Annotated in this window: 15 protein-coding genes, 1 pseudogene and 1 riboswitch; of the genes and pseudogenes, 11 read left to right on the top strand and 5 right to left on the bottom strand. The window is 72.2% G+C overall.

Going from position 1 to position 17,188, the window contains the following annotated elements:
* The first annotated feature begins 935 nt into the window (after positions 1-935).
* From thyX to GUI43_RS31515, 3 genes are read left to right on the top strand one after another with little or no spacing between them, the layout of a single operon-like run.
* Positions 936-1,676 carry an FAD-dependent thymidylate synthase gene (gene thyX / locus GUI43_RS31525; protein WP_091400425.1) on the top strand — a complete coding sequence of 247 codons (741 nt, stop codon included), beginning with the start codon at positions 936-938 and terminating at the stop codon, positions 1,674-1,676.
* 47 nt (positions 1,677-1,723) lie between these two features.
* Positions 1,724-2,650 carry a 4-hydroxy-tetrahydrodipicolinate synthase gene (gene dapA, locus GUI43_RS31520; RefSeq protein ID WP_091400427.1) on the top strand — a complete coding sequence of 309 codons (927 nt, stop codon included), beginning with the start codon at positions 1,724-1,726 and terminating at the stop codon, positions 2,648-2,650.
* 52 nt (positions 2,651-2,702) lie between these two features.
* A complete protein-coding gene (locus tag GUI43_RS31515) occupies positions 2,703-4,391 on the top strand; it encodes a ribonuclease J (RefSeq protein ID WP_112586590.1) in 1,689 nt (562 codons plus the stop codon).
* 80 nt (positions 4,392-4,471) lie between these two features.
* On the opposite strand, the gene GUI43_RS31510 is transcribed toward GUI43_RS31515, so the two are convergent.
* From GUI43_RS31510 to GUI43_RS31500, 3 genes are all read right to left on the bottom strand, one after another.
* Positions 4,472-5,524: an LPXTG cell wall anchor domain-containing protein gene (locus tag GUI43_RS31510; protein WP_112700454.1), complete on the bottom strand. Its 1,053-nt coding sequence runs from the start codon at positions 5,522-5,524 to the stop codon at positions 4,472-4,474.
* Positions 5,525-5,647: 123 nt separating this feature from the next.
* Complete coding sequence (locus tag GUI43_RS31505) at positions 5,648-7,222, bottom strand: type III secretion system chaperone family protein (RefSeq protein WP_225855427.1); 1,575 nt, start codon at positions 7,220-7,222, stop codon at positions 5,648-5,650.
* A gap of 86 nt (positions 7,223-7,308) precedes the next feature.
* On the bottom strand, positions 7,309-7,788 hold the full coding sequence (locus GUI43_RS31500; RefSeq protein WP_112586596.1) for a YbjN domain-containing protein: 480 nt from the start codon (positions 7,786-7,788) through the stop codon (positions 7,309-7,311).
* Between the two features lie 113 nt (positions 7,789-7,901).
* Here GUI43_RS31500 and GUI43_RS31495 point away from each other — a divergent pair, with 113 nt between their 5' ends.
* Positions 7,902-10,361, top strand: a complete 2,460-nt coding sequence (locus GUI43_RS31495) for an FtsK/SpoIIIE family DNA translocase (RefSeq protein ID WP_112700452.1) — start codon at positions 7,902-7,904, stop codon at positions 10,359-10,361.
* A 67-nt stretch (positions 10,362-10,428) separates the two neighbouring features.
* On the opposite strand, the gene GUI43_RS31490 is transcribed toward GUI43_RS31495, so the two are convergent.
* Together GUI43_RS31490 and sugE are read right to left on the bottom strand one after the other, a co-directional pair.
* Entirely contained in the window at positions 10,429-10,674 is a 246-nt protein-coding gene (locus GUI43_RS31490; protein WP_112586600.1) for a hypothetical protein, read from the bottom strand.
* Positions 10,675-10,756: 82 nt separating this feature from the next.
* Entirely contained in the window at positions 10,757-11,071 is a 315-nt protein-coding gene (gene sugE / locus GUI43_RS31485) for a quaternary ammonium compound efflux SMR transporter SugE (RefSeq protein ID WP_112586602.1), read from the bottom strand.
* 60 nt (positions 11,072-11,131) lie between these two features.
* A riboswitch (guanidine-III (ykkC-III) riboswitch) is annotated at positions 11,132-11,203 on the bottom strand.
* Between the two features lie 91 nt (positions 11,204-11,294).
* Here sugE and GUI43_RS31480 point away from each other — a divergent pair.
* The 7 genes and pseudogenes from GUI43_RS31480 to GUI43_RS31445 all read left to right on the top strand — a co-directional run.
* Positions 11,295-12,218, top strand: a complete 924-nt coding sequence (locus GUI43_RS31480; RefSeq protein ID WP_112700450.1) for an ornithine cyclodeaminase family protein — start codon at positions 11,295-11,297, stop codon at positions 12,216-12,218.
* A 79-nt stretch (positions 12,219-12,297) separates the two neighbouring features.
* Positions 12,298-13,806, top strand: a complete 1,509-nt coding sequence (gene rimO / locus GUI43_RS31475) for a 30S ribosomal protein S12 methylthiotransferase RimO (protein ID WP_112700456.1) — start codon at positions 12,298-12,300, stop codon at positions 13,804-13,806.
* A 77-nt stretch (positions 13,807-13,883) separates the two neighbouring features.
* Positions 13,884-14,474, top strand: coding sequence for a CDP-diacylglycerol--glycerol-3-phosphate 3-phosphatidyltransferase (gene pgsA / locus GUI43_RS31470; protein WP_112586605.1), 591 nt, complete (start codon positions 13,884-13,886; stop codon positions 14,472-14,474).
* Positions 14,475-14,709: 235 nt separating this feature from the next.
* Positions 14,710-15,219 (top strand): CinA family protein, encoded by a 510-nt coding sequence (locus GUI43_RS31460; RefSeq protein ID WP_170158810.1) that lies wholly within the window; start codon positions 14,710-14,712, stop codon positions 15,217-15,219.
* 209 nt (positions 15,220-15,428) lie between these two features.
* Positions 15,429-15,863, top strand: a complete 435-nt coding sequence (locus GUI43_RS31455) for a helix-turn-helix domain-containing protein (RefSeq protein WP_091400451.1) — start codon at positions 15,429-15,431, stop codon at positions 15,861-15,863.
* Positions 15,864-16,061: 198 nt separating this feature from the next.
* Positions 16,062-16,934, top strand: a complete 873-nt coding sequence (locus GUI43_RS31450) for a PspA/IM30 family protein (RefSeq protein ID WP_112586609.1) — start codon at positions 16,062-16,064, stop codon at positions 16,932-16,934.
* A gap of 23 nt (positions 16,935-16,957) precedes the next feature.
* Positions 16,958-17,188, top strand: a pseudogene (locus GUI43_RS31445) (phage shock envelope stress response protein PspM); the annotation flags it as partial.

Here is a 17,188-nt window from a genome sequence, read left to right as displayed (position 1 = left end):
CAGCCCGCCGCCGGCGCAGCCCGCCGCCGGCGCCGTCTGAGGCGCCAGTGCCGGACCTGCCGCCGCCCGACCGGCCGGTGCCCCGGCGTGCGACCGGCGGGCGGATGCAGGCTCGGCCGGGGATGCGCTGTTCGGGCGTCCTTTGGAGCTGAATCGTTTACGACATCAGCGTCTCCTCCGGTGCCCACCACCCATGATCGACTCGGCATCCAGGAAACCGGGCCATCCACCCGTCCCGGATAGCCCGACTTTCAGGAACGCGAGTCGATCACCCCGGTGGGCAGCCGGACATCCGCGCTCTGCGGCCCACGGCGACCGACGCATCTCGCTCCGTGATCGTGCTCGATCCTGGATGTAGTGGTGTCGGGCGCGGTGGATGCCACTACATCCAGGATGTTGCGCGATCTTTCGCGTGGGGCGGTTCCCAGACTGCTCGGGTCGCAGGGTCGCAGGGTCGCAGGGTCGCAGGGTCGCAGGGTCGCAGGGTCGCTCGGGCCGCTCGGGCCGTTCGGGCGCTTGGGCCGTTCGGGCCGTTCGGGCGCTTGGGCCGTTCGGGCCGTTCGGGCGCTTGGGCCGCTTGGGCCGCTTGGGCCGTTCGGGCGCTTGGGCCGCTCGGGCCGCTCGGGCGTATAGGTGCCTGGGCGGCGCTCGGGCCACGCTCGTCGGGTTGGGCGGGCCCGTCCTTGGCAGATGACGTGCCTGATGAAGAGCCCATCCGCCGGGCCGATGTCGCAAACGATTCAGCTCCAAAGGACGCTGATGGAACTGTCCGCCCCGGTCTCGACAACGACAACGACAACGATGACCCGGACCCCGGACCCCGGATCCCCCCGGGCTTCGGCGGCTTCACCGCTGCTGAGTGATCGACATTGCACGGGGCGCGCCTGAGTTGGGTCGGACGGCACCCCACCACTAAAGTCCCAGGAATGCCGGACATGGTGCAGCCCCAGGTCAAGTTGATCGCGTGGACCCAATTCGCGGCCCCGGACGACGTGCCGTGGTCGACCGACGCGGAGGGCGGCCAGGCGCTCGCCGAGTTCGCCGGTCGGGCCTGCTACCAGTCGTGGAAGAAGCCGAACCCGGCGACCGCCACCAACGCCGGCTACCTGGCGCACATCCTCGAAGTGGGCCACCTGAGCGTGCTGGAGCACGGCTCGGTCACCTTCTACTTCACCGGGGTGTCCCGCTCCTTCACCCACGAGCTGATCCGGCACCGGCACTTCTCGTACTCCCAGCTGTCGCAGCGCTACGTCCCGGAGCGGGACGCGGCCATGGTCGAGCCGGCCGTCATCGCCGACGACCCGGAGCTGCACAAGAAGTTCGTGGAGGCCGCCGAGGCGAGCGTTCGGGCGTACACCGAGTTGCTGGAGGGCCTCGAGCAGCGCTTCTCCGACGAGCCCAACCCGACGCTGCGCCGCAAGCAGGCCCGGCAGGCGGCCCGCGCGGTGCTGCCCAACGCCACCGAGACCCGGATCGTGGTCTCCGGCAACTACCGGGCCTGGAGGCACTTCATCGCCATGCGGGCCACCGAGCACGCCGACGTGGAGATCCGTGAGCTGGCCGTGGAGTGCCTGCGCCAGCTCCAGGGCGTCGCCCCGAACGTGTTCGCCGACTTCGTGATCACCACGCTGCCGGACGGCACCGAAGTGGCGGCCAGCCCGCACGAGGCGTCCTGAGCCCTTCCCCGGCGGGCCTCGGCTGGTCGTCCGCTAGGTTGGAGGGTATGACGCACGACCACCTTGACGCCGCAGCCCGACCGGCGTCCCGCCCCTTCGGCCGGCTGCTCACAGCCATGGTGACCCCGCTCACCCCCGACGGTTCCCTCGATCTCGACGGCGCCGCCCGGCTGGCGAGCCACCTGGTCGACGAGCAGGGCAACGACGCGCTGGTGGTCAACGGCACCACCGGCGAGTCGCCGACCACCACCGACGCGGAGAAGGAACACCTGATCCGGGCCGTGGTGGAGGCCGTCGGTGACCGCGCCAAGGTGGTCGCGGGCGTCGGTACCAACGACACCCGGCACACCATCGAGCTGGCCGCCGCCGCCGAGAAGGCGGGTGCGCACGGCCTGCTGGTGGTCACCCCGTACTACAACAAGCCGCCGCAGAGCGGGTTGCTGCGACACTTCACCGCGGTGGCCGACGCCACCGGCCTGCCGGTGATGCTGTACGACATCCCGCACCGGTCGGGCGTGCCGATCGACACCGAGACGTTGGTCCGGCTCGCCGAACACGGCCGGATCGTCGCGGTCAAGGACGCCAAGGGCGACCTGACCGCCACCAGTTGGGTCACCAGCCGGACCAGCCTCGCCTTCTACAGCGGCGAGGACGCCCTCACCCTGCCGGCGCTGGCCGTCGGATGCGTGGGCGTGGTCGGCACCTCGACGCACTTCACCGGGGCGCTGACCGCACAGATGATCGAGGCGTACGACGCGGGGGACATGCCGACCGCGCTGGCCCTGCACCGGCGGCTGCTGCCGCTGTTCACCGGCATCTTCCGTACCCAGGGCACCATCCTGGTGAAGGCGGGCCTGGCGTCGCTGGGCCTGCCGGCCGGCCCGGTGCGACCCCCGCTCGTGGACGCCACCGACGACGAGATCGCCCAGCTGCGCGCGGACTTCGCGGCAGCGGGCCTGGAGCTGCCCGAATGAACGAACGACACGATGGACGTCGAGTAACGGCGTCGCAGAATGAGGTGGACGCGTGACCGAGGCGCACATCGAGGCGGAGCTACCCCCGCCGCTGCCGGAAGGTGGCCTGCGGATCATCCCGCTCGGCGGGCTCGGCGCCATCGGTCGGAACATGACCGTCTTCGAGTACGACGGCAAGTTGCTGATCGTCGACTGCGGGGTGTTGTTCCCCGACGTCGAGCAGCCGGGTGTGGATTTGATCCTGCCCGACTTCGGTCCGATCCTGGACCGGCTGGCCGACGTCCAGGCGATCGTGCTGACGCACGGTCACGAGGACCACATCGGCGCGGTGCCGTACCTGCTCGCCCACAAGCCCGACATCCCGCTGGTCGGCTCACAGTTCACCCTCGCCCTGGTCGAGGCGAAGTTGGCCGAGCGGCGGATCCAGCCGTACACGCTGACCGTGCGGGAGGGCGGCCGTGAGCGGCTCGGCCCGTTCGAGTGTGAGTTCTTCGCTGTCAACCACTCGATCCCGGACGCCCTCGCGGTGGCCATCCGCACCCCCGCCGGCCTGGTGTTGCACACCGGCGACTTCAAGATGGACCAGCTGCCGCTGGACGGCCGGATCACCGATCTGGCCGGTTTCGCCCGGCTCGGCGCCGAAGGCGTCGACCTGCTGCTGTCCGACTCCACCAACGCGGAGATCCCCGGTTTCGTCACCCCGGAGCGGGAGATCGGCCCGGTGCTCGACTCGATCTTCGCGAAGGCCAAGGGTCGGATCATCGTGGCCTCGTTCGCCTCGCACGTGCACCGCGTGCAGCAGGTTTTCGACTCCGCCGCCGAGCACGGCCGCAAGGTCGCGCTGATCGGCCGGTCCATGGTCCGCAACATGGGCATCGCCCGGGACCTCGGCCTGCTCAACATCCCGGCCGGCCTGGTCATCGGGATCGAGGAGGCGACCACGCTGCCGCCGGAGCAGATCGTGTTGATGTCCACCGGTTCCCAGGGTGAGCCGATGAGCGCGCTGGGCCGGATGGCCAGCGGCGACCACCGGCACATCACCATCGCCCCCGGTGACACCGTCGTGCTGGCCTCCTCGCTGGTGCCCGGCAACGAGACCTCGGTCTACCGGGTGATCAACCGGCTCGCGCGGGCCGGCGCGGTGGTCGTGCACAAGGACGTGGCCAAGGTGCACGTCTCCGGGCACGCCCCCGCCGGGGAACTGCTCTACCTGCTCAACGTGGTCCGGCCCAGCAACCTGATGCCCGTGCACGGCGAGTGGCGTCATTTGCGCGCCCACGCCCGGCTCGGCATCGAATCCGGGGTTGCCGCCGACCGGGTGGTGCTCTGCGAGGACGGCGACGTGGTCGACCTGGTCGAGGGCCGCGCCAGCCTGGTCGGGCACGTGAAGAGCCGGTACGTCTACGTGGACGGCCTCGCTGTCGGTGACGTCAGCGAGTCGCTGCTCACCGAACGGCGGATCCTCGGTGACGGCGGTTTCATCGCCACCACAGTGGTCGTCGACTCGGTCACCGGCAAGGTGGTCGCCGGCCCGACGCTCTCCGCGAAGGGCTTCTCCGAGGACCCGGAGGCGTTCAACCCGGTGGTGCCGCTGGTCACCGAGGCGCTCAACCGGGCGGCGGCGGACGGCATCACCGACCCGCACCAGCTTCAGCAGATCGTTCGGCGGACCGTGGGGCGGTGGGTCAACGACAAGTACCGTCGTCGGCCGATGATCGTGCCCACCGTCGTCGAGGTCTGACCGCACGCGTCACGATGCCCGTCCGCACACGAGGTGCGGGCGGGCATCGCCGTTTTCACGACTGGGCTCGCCGTTGCGGGTCAGCCACGCTGGAGCCGGCGTCGCAGGAGCAGCAGTCCGCAGCCGAGGGTCAGCAGCGACACGCCGATCAGGCCGTACACGATGGTGGTCGTGCCGGTGCGCGGCAGTTCCGTTGCCTTCGGGGCGGGCGTTGCCGGCGCCGTGGTCGCTGGCGTGGTCGGGTCGGCCGGTGGCGCGGTGGTGGCCGCGCCGCCTCCGGATCCGCCGCCGGTCAGGCGGAGCGTCACCGAGGTGTCCGGGTTGGTGTACCGGGTGGTGGGCGCGAGCCAGAGTCGAACGCTCTTCGTGCCGCCAGCGGCCGCCACACGTACGTCGAAGCTGTCCGTGGCGCCGTCCGCGAGACGGCGCTCACGCAGGATCTCGCAGCCCACACCGTTCATCCGGCCGCTGTCGGAGCACCCCGGTGCGGTCACCCGCACCCCGGCCGGGGTGGCGACGTTCAACGAGTACCCGCCGATGTCGAACGTGCCGGTGTTCGTGACCCGCACCCGGATGGTCGCGGCACCGTCGACGACCGGGCCGGCGGTGGCCCGTAGCCGCAGCGTCGTGCGGTCCGGCCAGTTGATCCGGAAGTCGGTGGGTTGGTCGGCGCGGCCAGTGGCGTCCTGACCGGCAACGGAACCCCACTCGGCCACCCCGAAGACCGGCTGCGCAGCCGATGAGGTCACCGTCAGGCGGTACGTCCGATCGCCCCCGGCGGGCAGTTCCGCGCCGCCGCAGACCCAGGTCCTCGTCGCACCGTCACCGGCCCGGCAGTCGCCGCCAGCGGTCAGGTCGGCATCCTGTGGCAGGCGGAGCACGAAGAAGCCCTTCGCTGCTGCCCCACCCTCGTTGACGACCTTGACCTCCAGCGGACCCGACGGGTGCCACGGGTCGCCGGCGAGGAAGACGATGTCGGCCCGGGCCAGGATCGTCGGCGCGGCGTTCCCGGCCGTCGTGCTCGGCGAGACGGTCGGCTTCGCGGGGGCGGCACCGGCAACGGTCGGGGCGGCGAGGGCGGACAGGGCGAGCACGGCGGCACCGACGATGCCGGACCGGAGAGGGCGGTTCATGACGACTCCCGAGGGGTTGCGGTGGGCTGACGGCGATATCACCCCGGTGCCGTTCTCCCGGTTGCGAGCTGTCGGATGTCGTGCAGTCGCGCGGCAACTGCAACCGTTGGCGCCCCTGGCGAATCAGGGCAGCGCGGCGACGGCCTCGGCGTACGCGATGCCGGTGGCGATGGCGGCGTCCATGAGGACCCGTAGCTGCGCCGGGGCGACCCCGTGCGCCAGGTCGGTGGCCACGTCGCCGGCCAGCACCAACTCGTCGCCGAGGTCGTGTGCGTACGCCTTGGGCAGCAGCCGGTCGTGGTTCCACGCGTTGCAGAAGGCGTACGCCTCGGCGCGGCGGGCCGTTGGCAGCCGGCGGTCGGCCATGGCGCGGGCGTGCAGCACCTCGCCGCGCTCACCGGCCCGCCGGAACTGGATCACCGCCCCCTCCCAGTGGCCGACCACGGTCTCGCCCTCGTCCACGAGGTATCGGTCGCCGCGCCCGTCCAGGATCCCGGTGATCATGCCGAGGGAGAGCGCGGACAACTCGCGTTCGCCCAGCTCGGCCTCGGCCTCGGCCTCGGGCCAGTCGGCGTCGGGCTCGTCGGGCTCGTCAGGTTCGTCGTCGGTGGGCAGCGGAACCGGCGCCGCGAGCGGGCGCTCGGCCAGCCATGCGGCCATCCGTCCGGAGTGGTGCCCGGTGCCGTTGCGCGCGTCGAAGCTGCCGGCCAACTCGTTGGCCACCCCGAGCAGCAGCGCCCCGAGCGTGGCGACGTCCAACTCGGTGGCCGTCCGTTCGCCGTACGCCGGCCGGGGCATCGTCCGCCCGCCCAGCCCTGCCTCGACGGCCAGCCCGCAGACCAGTGCCCCGGCGGCGGCGAACTCCATGGCGGCGAGATCGTCGGTCGGCTGGTCCAACCGGGGCAGCTGCTCGGCCAGAATGGCCAGCCCGCGTTCCAGGTGCCCGCCCAGCGCGCAGAACCGCAGGTGCGCGGCGAGGTGCGGGAACGCAGCGCGCTCCCGCCGGTGCCGGCGGTACGCCCGCACGTGCGCCGTCGCCGCCCGTGCCTGCTCGCCGGTGCGCAGTGCCGGCAGCAGACCGGCGACCAGGTCCCGCTCGGGTTGGTCGGTGCAGGACTGCGGGTCGCCGTCGGTTTCCCCGAGCTCGCTGACCGCGGCATGCCACTCGCCCCAGCCGGCCAGCAGCTCCGCACGCCGGGCCGAGGCGCAGCCCGGGCAGCCGCCGGCCGGGCCCGGCCGTTTTCCGGACCACCGTTCGTACCAGTGCCGGGCGGTGGGCTCGTCGCCCAGGTGATCGGCGATCCGGCAGTGCAGCTCAGCGACGGTCGGTGTGTCCGGGCCGTCCGCGCCGACGCGGTGGGCCAGGTCGTGCAGCAGGGACCGGGTCTGGTCCAGCCCGACCCGGGGGGTGCCGAGCAGCGCCTCAACCGCGTACCGCTGGTAGCGCAGCAGCAGGCCGGTCTCCGTTTCGGTGAGCAGGTCGGGTCGGTGGTCGGCGGCGGCCCGGCAGCGCCGGACCGGCTCGACCAGACGCCACCGCTCCCCGTGCAGCAGGTACGCCTCGATCAACGCGAACCGCGCGTCCATCCCGGACCGGACGTCGCCGGCCGCGTCGGCGCGCTCGGCGAGCCGCTCCAGGGCCACCTGCCGGGCCGGGCCGTCGGGGAGGTCCCGGGCCTCGGCGAGCGCGGCTTCCAGCGCCGGTACGCGGCCCCGCGCGAGCCGGTCACCGGAGCCGGTGGGTGGCGTGCCGGTGCGGCTGCCGGTGAACTCGTCCCGGCCGGTCACGACGGCACCGCGCCGGGTAGTCGACGGACCGCCACGGCCAGCTGGCAGCCGGTGGAGATGCCACAGTCGAGCAGTTGGTCGAGCTGGTGTGGGGTCACGCCGCGTTCCAGGTCGGTGATCACCTCTCCGTACACCCGGGCCCGACCGTCGTCGGCGACGTGGACGAACGCCTTCGGCCAGAGCCGGTCGTGGTTCCAGGAGTTGCAGAACGCGTACAGGTCGGGCACCCGTTCGATGCCGAAGGTCGGATCGACCATGGTGCGGATCTGGAGCAGCTCCCCGTCCCCGCCGACGCGGAGGAACCAGATCAGGTTGTCGTCGAAGGTGCCCACCAGCTCGCCGTCCGGGGTCGGATCGACGGATCGGCCACGGGCAGCGAGCACTGCGGCGACCAGATCGCCGGTCAGCGGACGCAGCGCGCCAGGGTGCCCGGCCAGCGGATCGTCGGGATCGCCTTCGATTTCCGGCGACGCCATGGGGCATCCCTTCTGAGGCGGATATCACGGCCGGCGGTGGGGTTCGTGTTACGACGCGCGGACACGACCCGGAAAAGCGGGGATCTGCCCGGCCCCACCGTTACCGTGACTCTATGGCGGGCCGTACCTCTCAGGCGAGCCGGCGACGCGGCGCGTCGCCGCGCGGTGGCACCAACAGTCGTGCCCGTCAACCGGCGAAGAAGACCACCCGGGCGCCGGTCCGACGTCGCACCACGCCGTCCCGGCCCGGCCCGGCGGTCTACGTCGGCCGTGCGGTCGGTGCACTGTGGATGGGGCTGGCGCACGGGATGGGCTGGGCGGTGCGCGCCGCCGGCCGGCAGGCCGCCTCGGCCCGCGACCTCGACCCGGAGCACCGCCGTGACGGTGCCGGGCTGCTCATGTTCGGGCTCGCCCTGCTCAGCGCCGTGGCGCTCTGGCTGTCCGGAGCGGGGCCGGTGGGCACGCGGCTGGCCGACACGATCCGGCTCTTCCTGGGCGCGATCTCGGTTGTCGTACCGGTGCTGCTGATGATCGGGGCGTGGCGGCTGATGCGTCAGCCGGCCGATCCAGAGCACCGGGGTCGTGGGTTGATCGGCTGGGGTTCGCTGCTGGTGTCGACCGCCGCGCTGCTCCAGATCGGTCAGGACCCGGCCGACCCGCTGGAGCGTGACTTCGCCGGCGGTCTGGTCGGCGCGGGCGTCGGTGGGCTGTTGGAGCGGGCGGTCACCGCCTGGGTGGCGGTGCCGCTGCTCATCCTGCTGCTGCTCTTCGGCCTGCTCGTGGTGACCGCGACACCGATCAACAAGATCCCGGAGCGGCTGGGCCTGCTCGCCGGTGGGCTGGTCGGCGCACCGGAGGCGGATGAGGAGGCGGACGAGGTGGCCGCCAAGCCGGCGCGCAAGCGACCGGCTAAGCGGATGCCCGCACCACTGGACCCGGACGACTTCGAGGACCTGGACGGCGCGGACCTCCAGGAAACCATGGTGCTGCCGCGCAAGTCTCCGGGGAAGGTGCCGGCGAGCCGCAAACCGCCGGTCGAGCCGCCGGAGCACTCGCCCGCCCCGACCCGGGCCGAGCAGCTCGCGTTGACCGGTCTGTCCGGGGACTACACCCTGCCGCCGGCCAACATGCTCAGCGCCGGGGCGGCCGCGAAGACCCGCAGCAAGGCCAACGACGAGGTGATCGCCGCGCTGACCGGCGTGTTCGACCAGTTCGATGTGGACGCCGCCGTCACCGGCTTCACCCGTGGCCCGACGGTCACCCGCTACGAGGTGGAGCTGGGGCACGGCGTCAAGGTCGAGCGGATCACCCAGTTGTCCCGCAACATCGCGTACGCGGTGAAGTCGCCGGACGTACGGATCCTCAGTCCGATCCCGGGCAAGAGCGCTGTCGGCGTGGAGATCCCGAACACCGACCCGGAGAACGTGGCCCTCGGCGACGTGCTGCGCTCGCGGGCGGCGACCAGCGATCACCACCCGATGGTGGTGGCGCTCGGCAAGGACATCGAGGGCGGCTACGTGGTGGCCAACCTCGCCAAGATGCCGCACATCCTGATCGCCGGCGCCACCGGCGCGGGCAAGTCGAGCTGTCTCAACACCCTGCTGGTGTCCATCCTCACCCGGGCCACCCCGGACGAGGTGCGCCTGCTTCTGATCGACCCGAAGCGGGTCGAGATGACCGGCTACGAGGGCATTCCCCACCTGGTCACCCCGATCGTGACCAACGCGAAGAAGGCGGCCGACTCGCTGGACTGGGTGGTCCGCGAGATGGACATGCGCTACGACGACCTCGCCGCCAACGGGGTCCGGCACATCGACGACTTCAACCGCAAGGTCCGCAACGGCGAGATCACGGCTCCGCCGGGCAGCGAACGCGAGATGCGTCCGTACCCGTACCTGTTGGTGATCGTGGACGAGCTTGCCGACCTGATGATGGTCGCGCCGCGCGACGTGGAGGACTCGGTCGTCCGGATCACCCAGCTGGCCCGGGCCGCCGGCATTCACCTGGTGCTGGCCACCCAGCGTCCCTCGGTCGACGTGGTGACCGGTCTGATCAAGGCGAACGTGCCGTCCCGGCTGGCGTTCGCCACCTCCTCCCTCGCGGACTCCCGGGTCATCCTCGACCAGCCGGGCGCGGAGAAGCTGCTCGGCCGTGGTGACGGGCTCTTCCTGCCGATGGGCGCCTCCAAGCCGGTCCGGATCCAGGGCGCCTGGGTCACCGAGCGCGAGATCGCCGACGTGGTGAAGTTCTGCAAGGACCAGCGTGAGCCGGAGTTCCGCAAGGATGTGCTGGCCCCGGCGCAGGAGAACAAGAAGAAGATCGACGAGGACATCGGCGACGACCTGGACCTGCTGGTGCAGGCGGTGGAGCTGGTGGTCACCTCGCAGTTCGGCTCGACCTCGATGCTGCAACGCAAGCTGCGGGTCGGTTTCGCCAAGGCGGGCCGCCTGATGGACCTGATGGAGACCCGGGGGGTGGTCGGGCCGTCCGAGGGGTCGAAGGCGCGCGACGTGCTGGTCAAGCCGGACGAGCTGGACGAGGTCCTGGCCGGCCTGCGCGGCGACGTGGACTGATCGACAGTCGACCCGGACGCACGACGGGCCCGCCGGAATCCGGCGGGCCCGCGACGTGGGGGAGTGGTCAGTTGTTGATCAGCGCGCCGATGATCACCAAGCTGATGATCGCGGCGACGACGCTGGCCACGGCGGCGTACCAACCCAGCGGCTTGTCACCGAGCACCGCGCCGACGACGCCCGCGATGACGCCGAGCACGCCGAAGATGATCGGGTTGAGCAGCAGGGCCAGGACCGCGAAGACGAAGCCCACGATGGTGAGGATGCGGGCGGCGTTGCTGCGGGGACGGGCGGTGCTCGGCATGTCGGCCATGTCTTCCTCCGGGTGAGAGCCTGTCGTGACGAATCGATCACTACCCACTGTGGGCGCTGGTCACGCCTGCCGACGGCGCGCCTCAGTGGAAGATCTTGAGACCGATCACGCCGGCGACCACCAGCAGGAGGCAGAGGATTCGGGGCAGGCTCGCCGACTCGCCGAGCGCCAGCATCCCGACCAGCGCGGTGCCGACCGCGCCGATGCCGACCCAGACCGCGTAGCCGGTGCCGACGGGGATGTCCCGCAGCGCGTACGACAGCCCGGCCATGCTCAGCAGCAGGGTCACCACGAACACCACGGACGGGACCAGCCGGCTGAAACCGGCGCTGCGGTCCAGGGCGATCGCCCAGGCCGTCTCCAACAGCCCCGAGATCACCAGTACGAGCCAGGCCATCGTTCACCTCACCGGAAGCGCCCGGGCTGCCGCGCCGGGACGAGTCGAGTCTGCACGTCACGCGGGGCGTCTTGGCCTGACCGGGTACGCCCACCACTCGTCCGGAGCGGCCACGAGCATTCGGCCGCCGGTGCCGACGCTAGCACCGACCCCGGTGGCGGGGCGGTGACCACCACCACGGTCCGTTGACCTCCACCTGACTTCAACTTGCAGTATCGCCACCATGACCATGCTCTACGCCGACCCCGAGGTCGCCGCCGCGCTGGACGCCGCCACCACTGTCGACGCCATGCGCGCCGCCCTCCTGGCCGCGTACGAGGGACGGCTGATCGCGCCGCCCCGGGCCGCCGCACCGCTGAGCGGCGGGCGGATGGTGCTCACCGCCGGGCACCTGGTCGGCGAGTGGTACGGCTTCCGCTCGTACGACACCTTCGGTCATCCGCAGGGCGAGCAGTTGGTGGTGCTGCACGACGCCCGGACCGGGGCGATCCGGGCGGTCGCGGTCGGCGAGGAGTTGGGCTCCCGTCGTACCGGAGGCTTGGGGGGCCTCGCGGTCGACGCGCTGGCCCGTCCCGACGCCGCCGCCCTCGGGGTGATCGGCTCCGGCCGGCAGGCGTGGACCCAGGTCTGGGCCGCCGCCGCGGTCCGCCCGTTGCGCGAGGTGGTGGTGCACAGCCGCTCCGCCGCTCGCCGGGAGGCCTTCGCCGCCCGGGTCCGTGCCGAACTGGGCGTGCCGGCCCGCGCGGTGGCCGACCCGGGCTCGGCCGTCGCCGGGCGGGACCTTGTGGTGCTGGCCACCACCAGCCCGACCCCGGTGCTCTGCGCCGCCGACCTCAGCCCCGGCACGCACGTCAACGCGGTCGGTTTCAAGCAGCGCGACCGCAGCGAGTTCGGCACCGACCTGCTGGACACCGCCGACCTGCTGGTCACCGACTCACCGGCCCAGGCGGCGGACTACCAGCCGCCGATGCTCGCGGCCACACCCCCGTACGCCGGGCGGTTGCGCGACCTGGGCGGCATCCTGGCCGGCGCGGTCCCCGGCCGGACCACCGCGGACCAGATCTCCGTCTTCTGCTCCACCGGCCTGGCCGGCACCGAGGTGTTCCTGCTCGACGCGCTGACCCGGGTCGGCGCCGAGGCGCGCTGACGGAATGACGTTCGCCTCCGTGTCGACCATCTCCGCAGCCCGCGTGCGCGGGCTTACCCGACCGGCCCGGTACCCTCGGATGGTGTCTGCCACCTCTCCTTCTCCCGCTGACCACGCCGAGGGCCGTCGCGTCGCCCTGCTGACCCTGGGCTGTGCCCGCAACGAGGTCGACTCGGAGGAGCTGGCCGCCCGCCTGCACGCCGACGGCTGGCAGGTGACCACCGACGGCGAGGGCGCCGACGTGGTGGTCGTCAACACCTGCGGTTTCGTGGAGAAGGCCAAGCAGGACTCGATCCAGACCCTGCTCGCCGCCGCCGGAACGGGCGCCAAGGTGGTCGCCGCAGGCTGCATGGCCGAACGGTACGGCCGGGAGTTGGCCGACAGCCTCCCCGAGGCCCAGGCGGTGCTGAGCTTCGACGACTACCCCGACATCGCCGCCCGGCTGAACGCCGTCGTCGCCGGCGAGCAGATCACCGCGCACACCCCACGGGACCGGCGCGAGCTGCTGCCGCTGACCCCGGTGCAGCGCCGCGACAGCGGTGTGTCCCTGCCCGGCCACGGCACGGTGAGCCGCACCGTCGTCGACACCGACGAGCACACCCCGGCACACCTGCGCCAGGTGCTGCGCCGACGGCTCGACACCGGCCCGGTGGCCTCGCTGAAGCTGGCCAGCGGCTGCGACCGCCGCTGCGCGTTCTGCGCCATCCCGGCCTTCCGGGGGGCCTTCGTCTCGCGTACCCCGGACGAGCTGCTCGCCGAGGCGGAGTGGCTTGCCAAGACCGGCGTACGGGAGCTGGTGCTGGTCAGCGAGAACTCCACCTCGTACGGCAAGGACCTGGGTGACCCGCGCGCCCTGGAGAAGCTGCTGCCGCAGCTCGCCGCGGTGAGCGGCATCGTCCGGGTGCGGGCCAGCTACCTTCAGCCGGCCGAGACTCGACCCGGGCTGGTCGAGGCGATCGCCAACACCCCGGGCGTGGCCCCGTACTTCGACCTGTCGTTCCAGCACTCCAGCGAGCCGGTGCTGCGCCGGATGCGGCGTTTCGGCTCCACCGACCGGTTCCTGGAGCTGCTGGCGGGTGCCCGCGCCCTGGCCCCGGACGCGGGCGCCCGGAGCAACTTCATCGTCGGTTTCCCCGGCGAGACCCGCGCCGACGTCGACGAGCTGGTCCGGTTCCTGACCGAGGCCCGGCTCGACGCGATCGGCATGTTCGACTACAGCGACGAGGACGGCACCGAGGCCGCCGGCCTGCCCGGCAAGGTCTCCGCCGCGACGATCAAGCGGCGCTACGACCGGCTCAGCGCCCTCGCCGACGAGCTCTGCTCGCAGCGGGCCGAAGACCGGCTCGGCTCGACCGTCGAGGTGCTGGTCGACTCGATCGAGGACGGCGTCGTGGAGGGCCGGGCGGCCCACCAGGCGCCGGAGGTGGACGGTTCCACCACCCTGGTCGCCCCGGCCGAGGGCGGGGTCGACCTGGCCGCGCTGCGCCCGGGCGATCTGGTGCGGGCAACGGTGACCGGCACCGAAGGGGTGGACCTGCTCGCCGTGCCGGATGAGATGATCTCGGCGGCGCCCGGCGCGGCACGGTGACGGCGGGCCCGAGCGGAGCGGGGGACCCAGGTGGTGCGGTGCCGGGAACGCCACGGCGGCCCGAGCGGAGTGCGGCGGTGACCGGGGCGACGGAGTCGACGCCGGGCCGGGTGGTGGCCGTGGTGCCCGTCGTCAACGCGGCCAACGCGTTGACAGCCCTGCGGCTGGTGCTGGTGCCGGTCTTCGCCGCCTCGGTGATCATGTCCGGGATGACCCACTCCGGTTGGCGGATGGCGGCCTGCCTGATCTTCGCGGTGGCCTCGGCGACCGACCTGGTGGACGGCTGGATCGCCCGCCGGTTCGGGCTGGTGACCTCGGTGGGCAAGGTGGCCGATCCGATCGCCGACAAGGCGCTCACCGGCGCGGCGCTGGTGCTGCTCTCCTGGTACGACCAACTGCCCTGGTGGGTGACCGCGCTGATCCTCGTTCGCGAGCTGGGGATCACCGGGCTGCGGTTCTGGGTGATCCGGCACGGCGTCATCGCCGCGAGCCGAGGCGGCAAGGTCAAGACCGCGCTCCAGATCCTCGCCATCGCCTGGTATCTCTGGCCGATGCCGGCCGCGCTCGCCGCCGTCGGCCCATGGATCATGGCCGCCGCCGTCCTGGTCACGGTGATCACCGGCTTCGACTACATAGCCCAAGCCCTCCGCCTCCGCCGCCCCCGCTAACCCCCACCCCCCTCCCCCCTCCGCCCCCGTTGATCATGAAGTTGTTGCCCTCCGGGGCGGCGTGTCGTGACGCCAACTTCATGATCGACGCGATGGGGTCGGGGGGTTGTGGGCAGTTGGGTTGGGGACTGGTGGGTGGGGAAGGACTGGTTGGGTGTCGGTGGACGGTGACGAGGTGGGTGGTGCTGGGGTGGGCGGTCCTGGGGTTGGTGGTGCTGGGGTGAACGGCGCTGAGGTGGACGGTGCGGAGGTGGACGGTGCGGAGGTGGGTAGTGCGGCGGCCGCGGTCGTGCACCGGCTGGCCGAGCGGCACGAGACCCTGGCCACTGTCGAATCGCTCACCGGTGGGTCGCTCGCCGCTTCGATCGTGAACATCGCCGGGGTCAGCGGGGTGTACCGGGGTGGTCTCGTGGTCTACGCCACCGAGCTGAAGGCGACCTTGGCTGGCGTACCGGATGACCTGCTGTCCGAGCGGGGGCCGGTGGACCCGGAGGTGGCGGCGGCGCTCGCCGAGGGTGGCCGGCAGCGGTGCGGCGCGGACTGGGGGCTGGCCACCACGGGGGTCGCCGGCCCGGAGCCGCAGGACGGGAAACCCGTGGGCCTGGTCTACGTCGCGGTCGCCGGCCCGAACGGCGGCGAGGTCCGCCAGCTCGACCTGGGCAACGGGCGGGACCACGTCCGGGCGGAGGCGGTGGTCGAGGCGCTGCGGCTGCTCGCCGAGCGGCTCGCCGCCGCGACCTCGTGAACGCCAGTACCGAAGCGGTCAGAGCCACCCAAGCCGCCGCCACACGGGCAGCGGCGAGCCCGTCCCGACGAACCGACGGGCGGGGCGGGATGTCGCCAGGGCCCGCAACGGGTACGGTTGCGGGAAGGCTCCGACGTTCGGGGTCGGCGCGGTCCGCCGCGACCGGCCGCCCAGCGGCGGGCGCGAGGTATCCCTCAGGGGGAGGTGCGATGATCCTGCTACGCCGGGTGATCGGTGACGCACTGCGAGCGCGCCGGCAGGGCCAGCAGCGCACGCTGCGTGAGGTCTCCACCGCCGCCAACGTCAGCCTCGGCTACCTCTCCGAGATTGAGCGCGGGCACAAGGAGCCGTCGAGCGAGCTGCTCGCCGCGATCTGCGACGCCCTCGGTGCCCGCCTCTCCGAGCTGCTGCGTGAGGTGAGCGACACCGTGGCGCTCGCCGAGCAGATGCCCGGGGTGCTCGTCTCGATGCAGGACGAGCCGGCCGACGCCGCAGCCAAGAGCACCAACCGGGGTGTCCGTCAGGTCACCTCCGACGGCAAGGTCGCTGTCTCGGTCCGCCAGGACTCGCCGCTCAAGGCCACCCTGCGCAGCACCCGGGTCCGCCCGACCGAGCGCGACCGGGACGTGGTCTGCGCGGCCTGAGCCGCCGATCCAGTTGACCATGGGCGGGCTGGCCCCGGCCGCGTAGGGTTGCTCGCAGGAGCCGCCGGTGCTGTCGACCGCCCGGTACGGATGCCTCATTGGCGTTCGGCTGGGACGATGGAGACCGGCCGGTCACGGTCGGACGGTCCAGCCGGCCCGGCCGTGGTGGAGCGACGCTACTGAGGGGATACCGCGGAGATGGCGAACCCGTTCGTCAAGGGTTGGAACTACCTGATGGCGCTCTTCGGTGCGAAGATCGACGAACACGCCGATCCCAAGGTGCAGATCCAGCAGGCCATCGAGGATGCCCAGCGGCAGCACCAGGCGCTGGTTCAGCAGGCTGCCGCGGTGATCGGCAACCAGCGTCAGCTGGAGATGAAGCTGTCTCGACAGATGACCGAGGTTGAGCGGTTGCAGGGCAACGCCCGGCAGGCCCTGGTGCTCTCCGACCAGGCCCGGGCCAAGGGCGACGAGGCCGAGGCGGTGCGGTTCGAGCAGTCCGCGCAGACACTGGCCAGCCAGCTCGTCTCCGCCGAGCAGGCCACCGAGGACCTGAAGACCCTGCACGACCAGGCGCTGGGCGCCGCCGCCCAGGCCCGGCGAGCGGTCGAGAACAACTCGATGATCCTCCAGCAGAAGCTCGCCGAGCGCACCAAGCTGCTCAGCCAGCTGGAGCAGGCCAAGATGCAGGAGACGGTGGCCCGCTCGCTGGAGTCGATGTCGTCGCTGACCGCGCCCACCAACACCCCGTCGCTGGACGAGGTGCGCGACCGCATCGAGCGGCGGTACGCCAACGCGATGGGTCGCGCCGAACTGGCCGGCAACTCCGTCGAGGGCCGTATGTTGGAAATTCAGAAGGCCACGATCGACTCGGCCGGCTCCGCCCGGCTCGAGCAGATCCGGTCCAGCATGGCGGGGGAGCAGCTCGGCGGCGCGGCCCAACGACCGGCCGTGCCGCAGGCCGAGAAGACCGGCCCGGCCAACGACCCGACGGCCGCCGCCCGGCTGGACGAGCTGCGCGCCAGCATGGCTCGCGAGCGGGGCACCGGCGACCCGACCGCCGCCGGCTGAACGACCGGATCGAGGGGGTCACTGTGGCAGACGAGCGGACACGGTACTTCCGGAGGCTGGGTCGGCTTCGCCGGTCGGCCCGACGGTGGAGCGTGCTGGCCGGTGGGCTCGGCGGCGCGGCGGTGGTGCTGACTCCGTACGCCGGCCTTGGTCTGCCCGACGCGGCCTGGGCCGGCGCCGCGGGCAGCGCTGTGGCGCTCGCCGCCTGGCGCTGGATCGACGTGCGCGCCCTGGCGGCCCAGCCGGCGCCCCCC

This window comes from Micromonospora noduli (assembly GCF_003264365.1).
Lineage (GTDB): Bacteria > Actinomycetota > Actinomycetes > Mycobacteriales > Micromonosporaceae > Micromonospora > Micromonospora noduli.
This window is presented reverse-complemented; position numbering and strand designations above follow the sequence as displayed.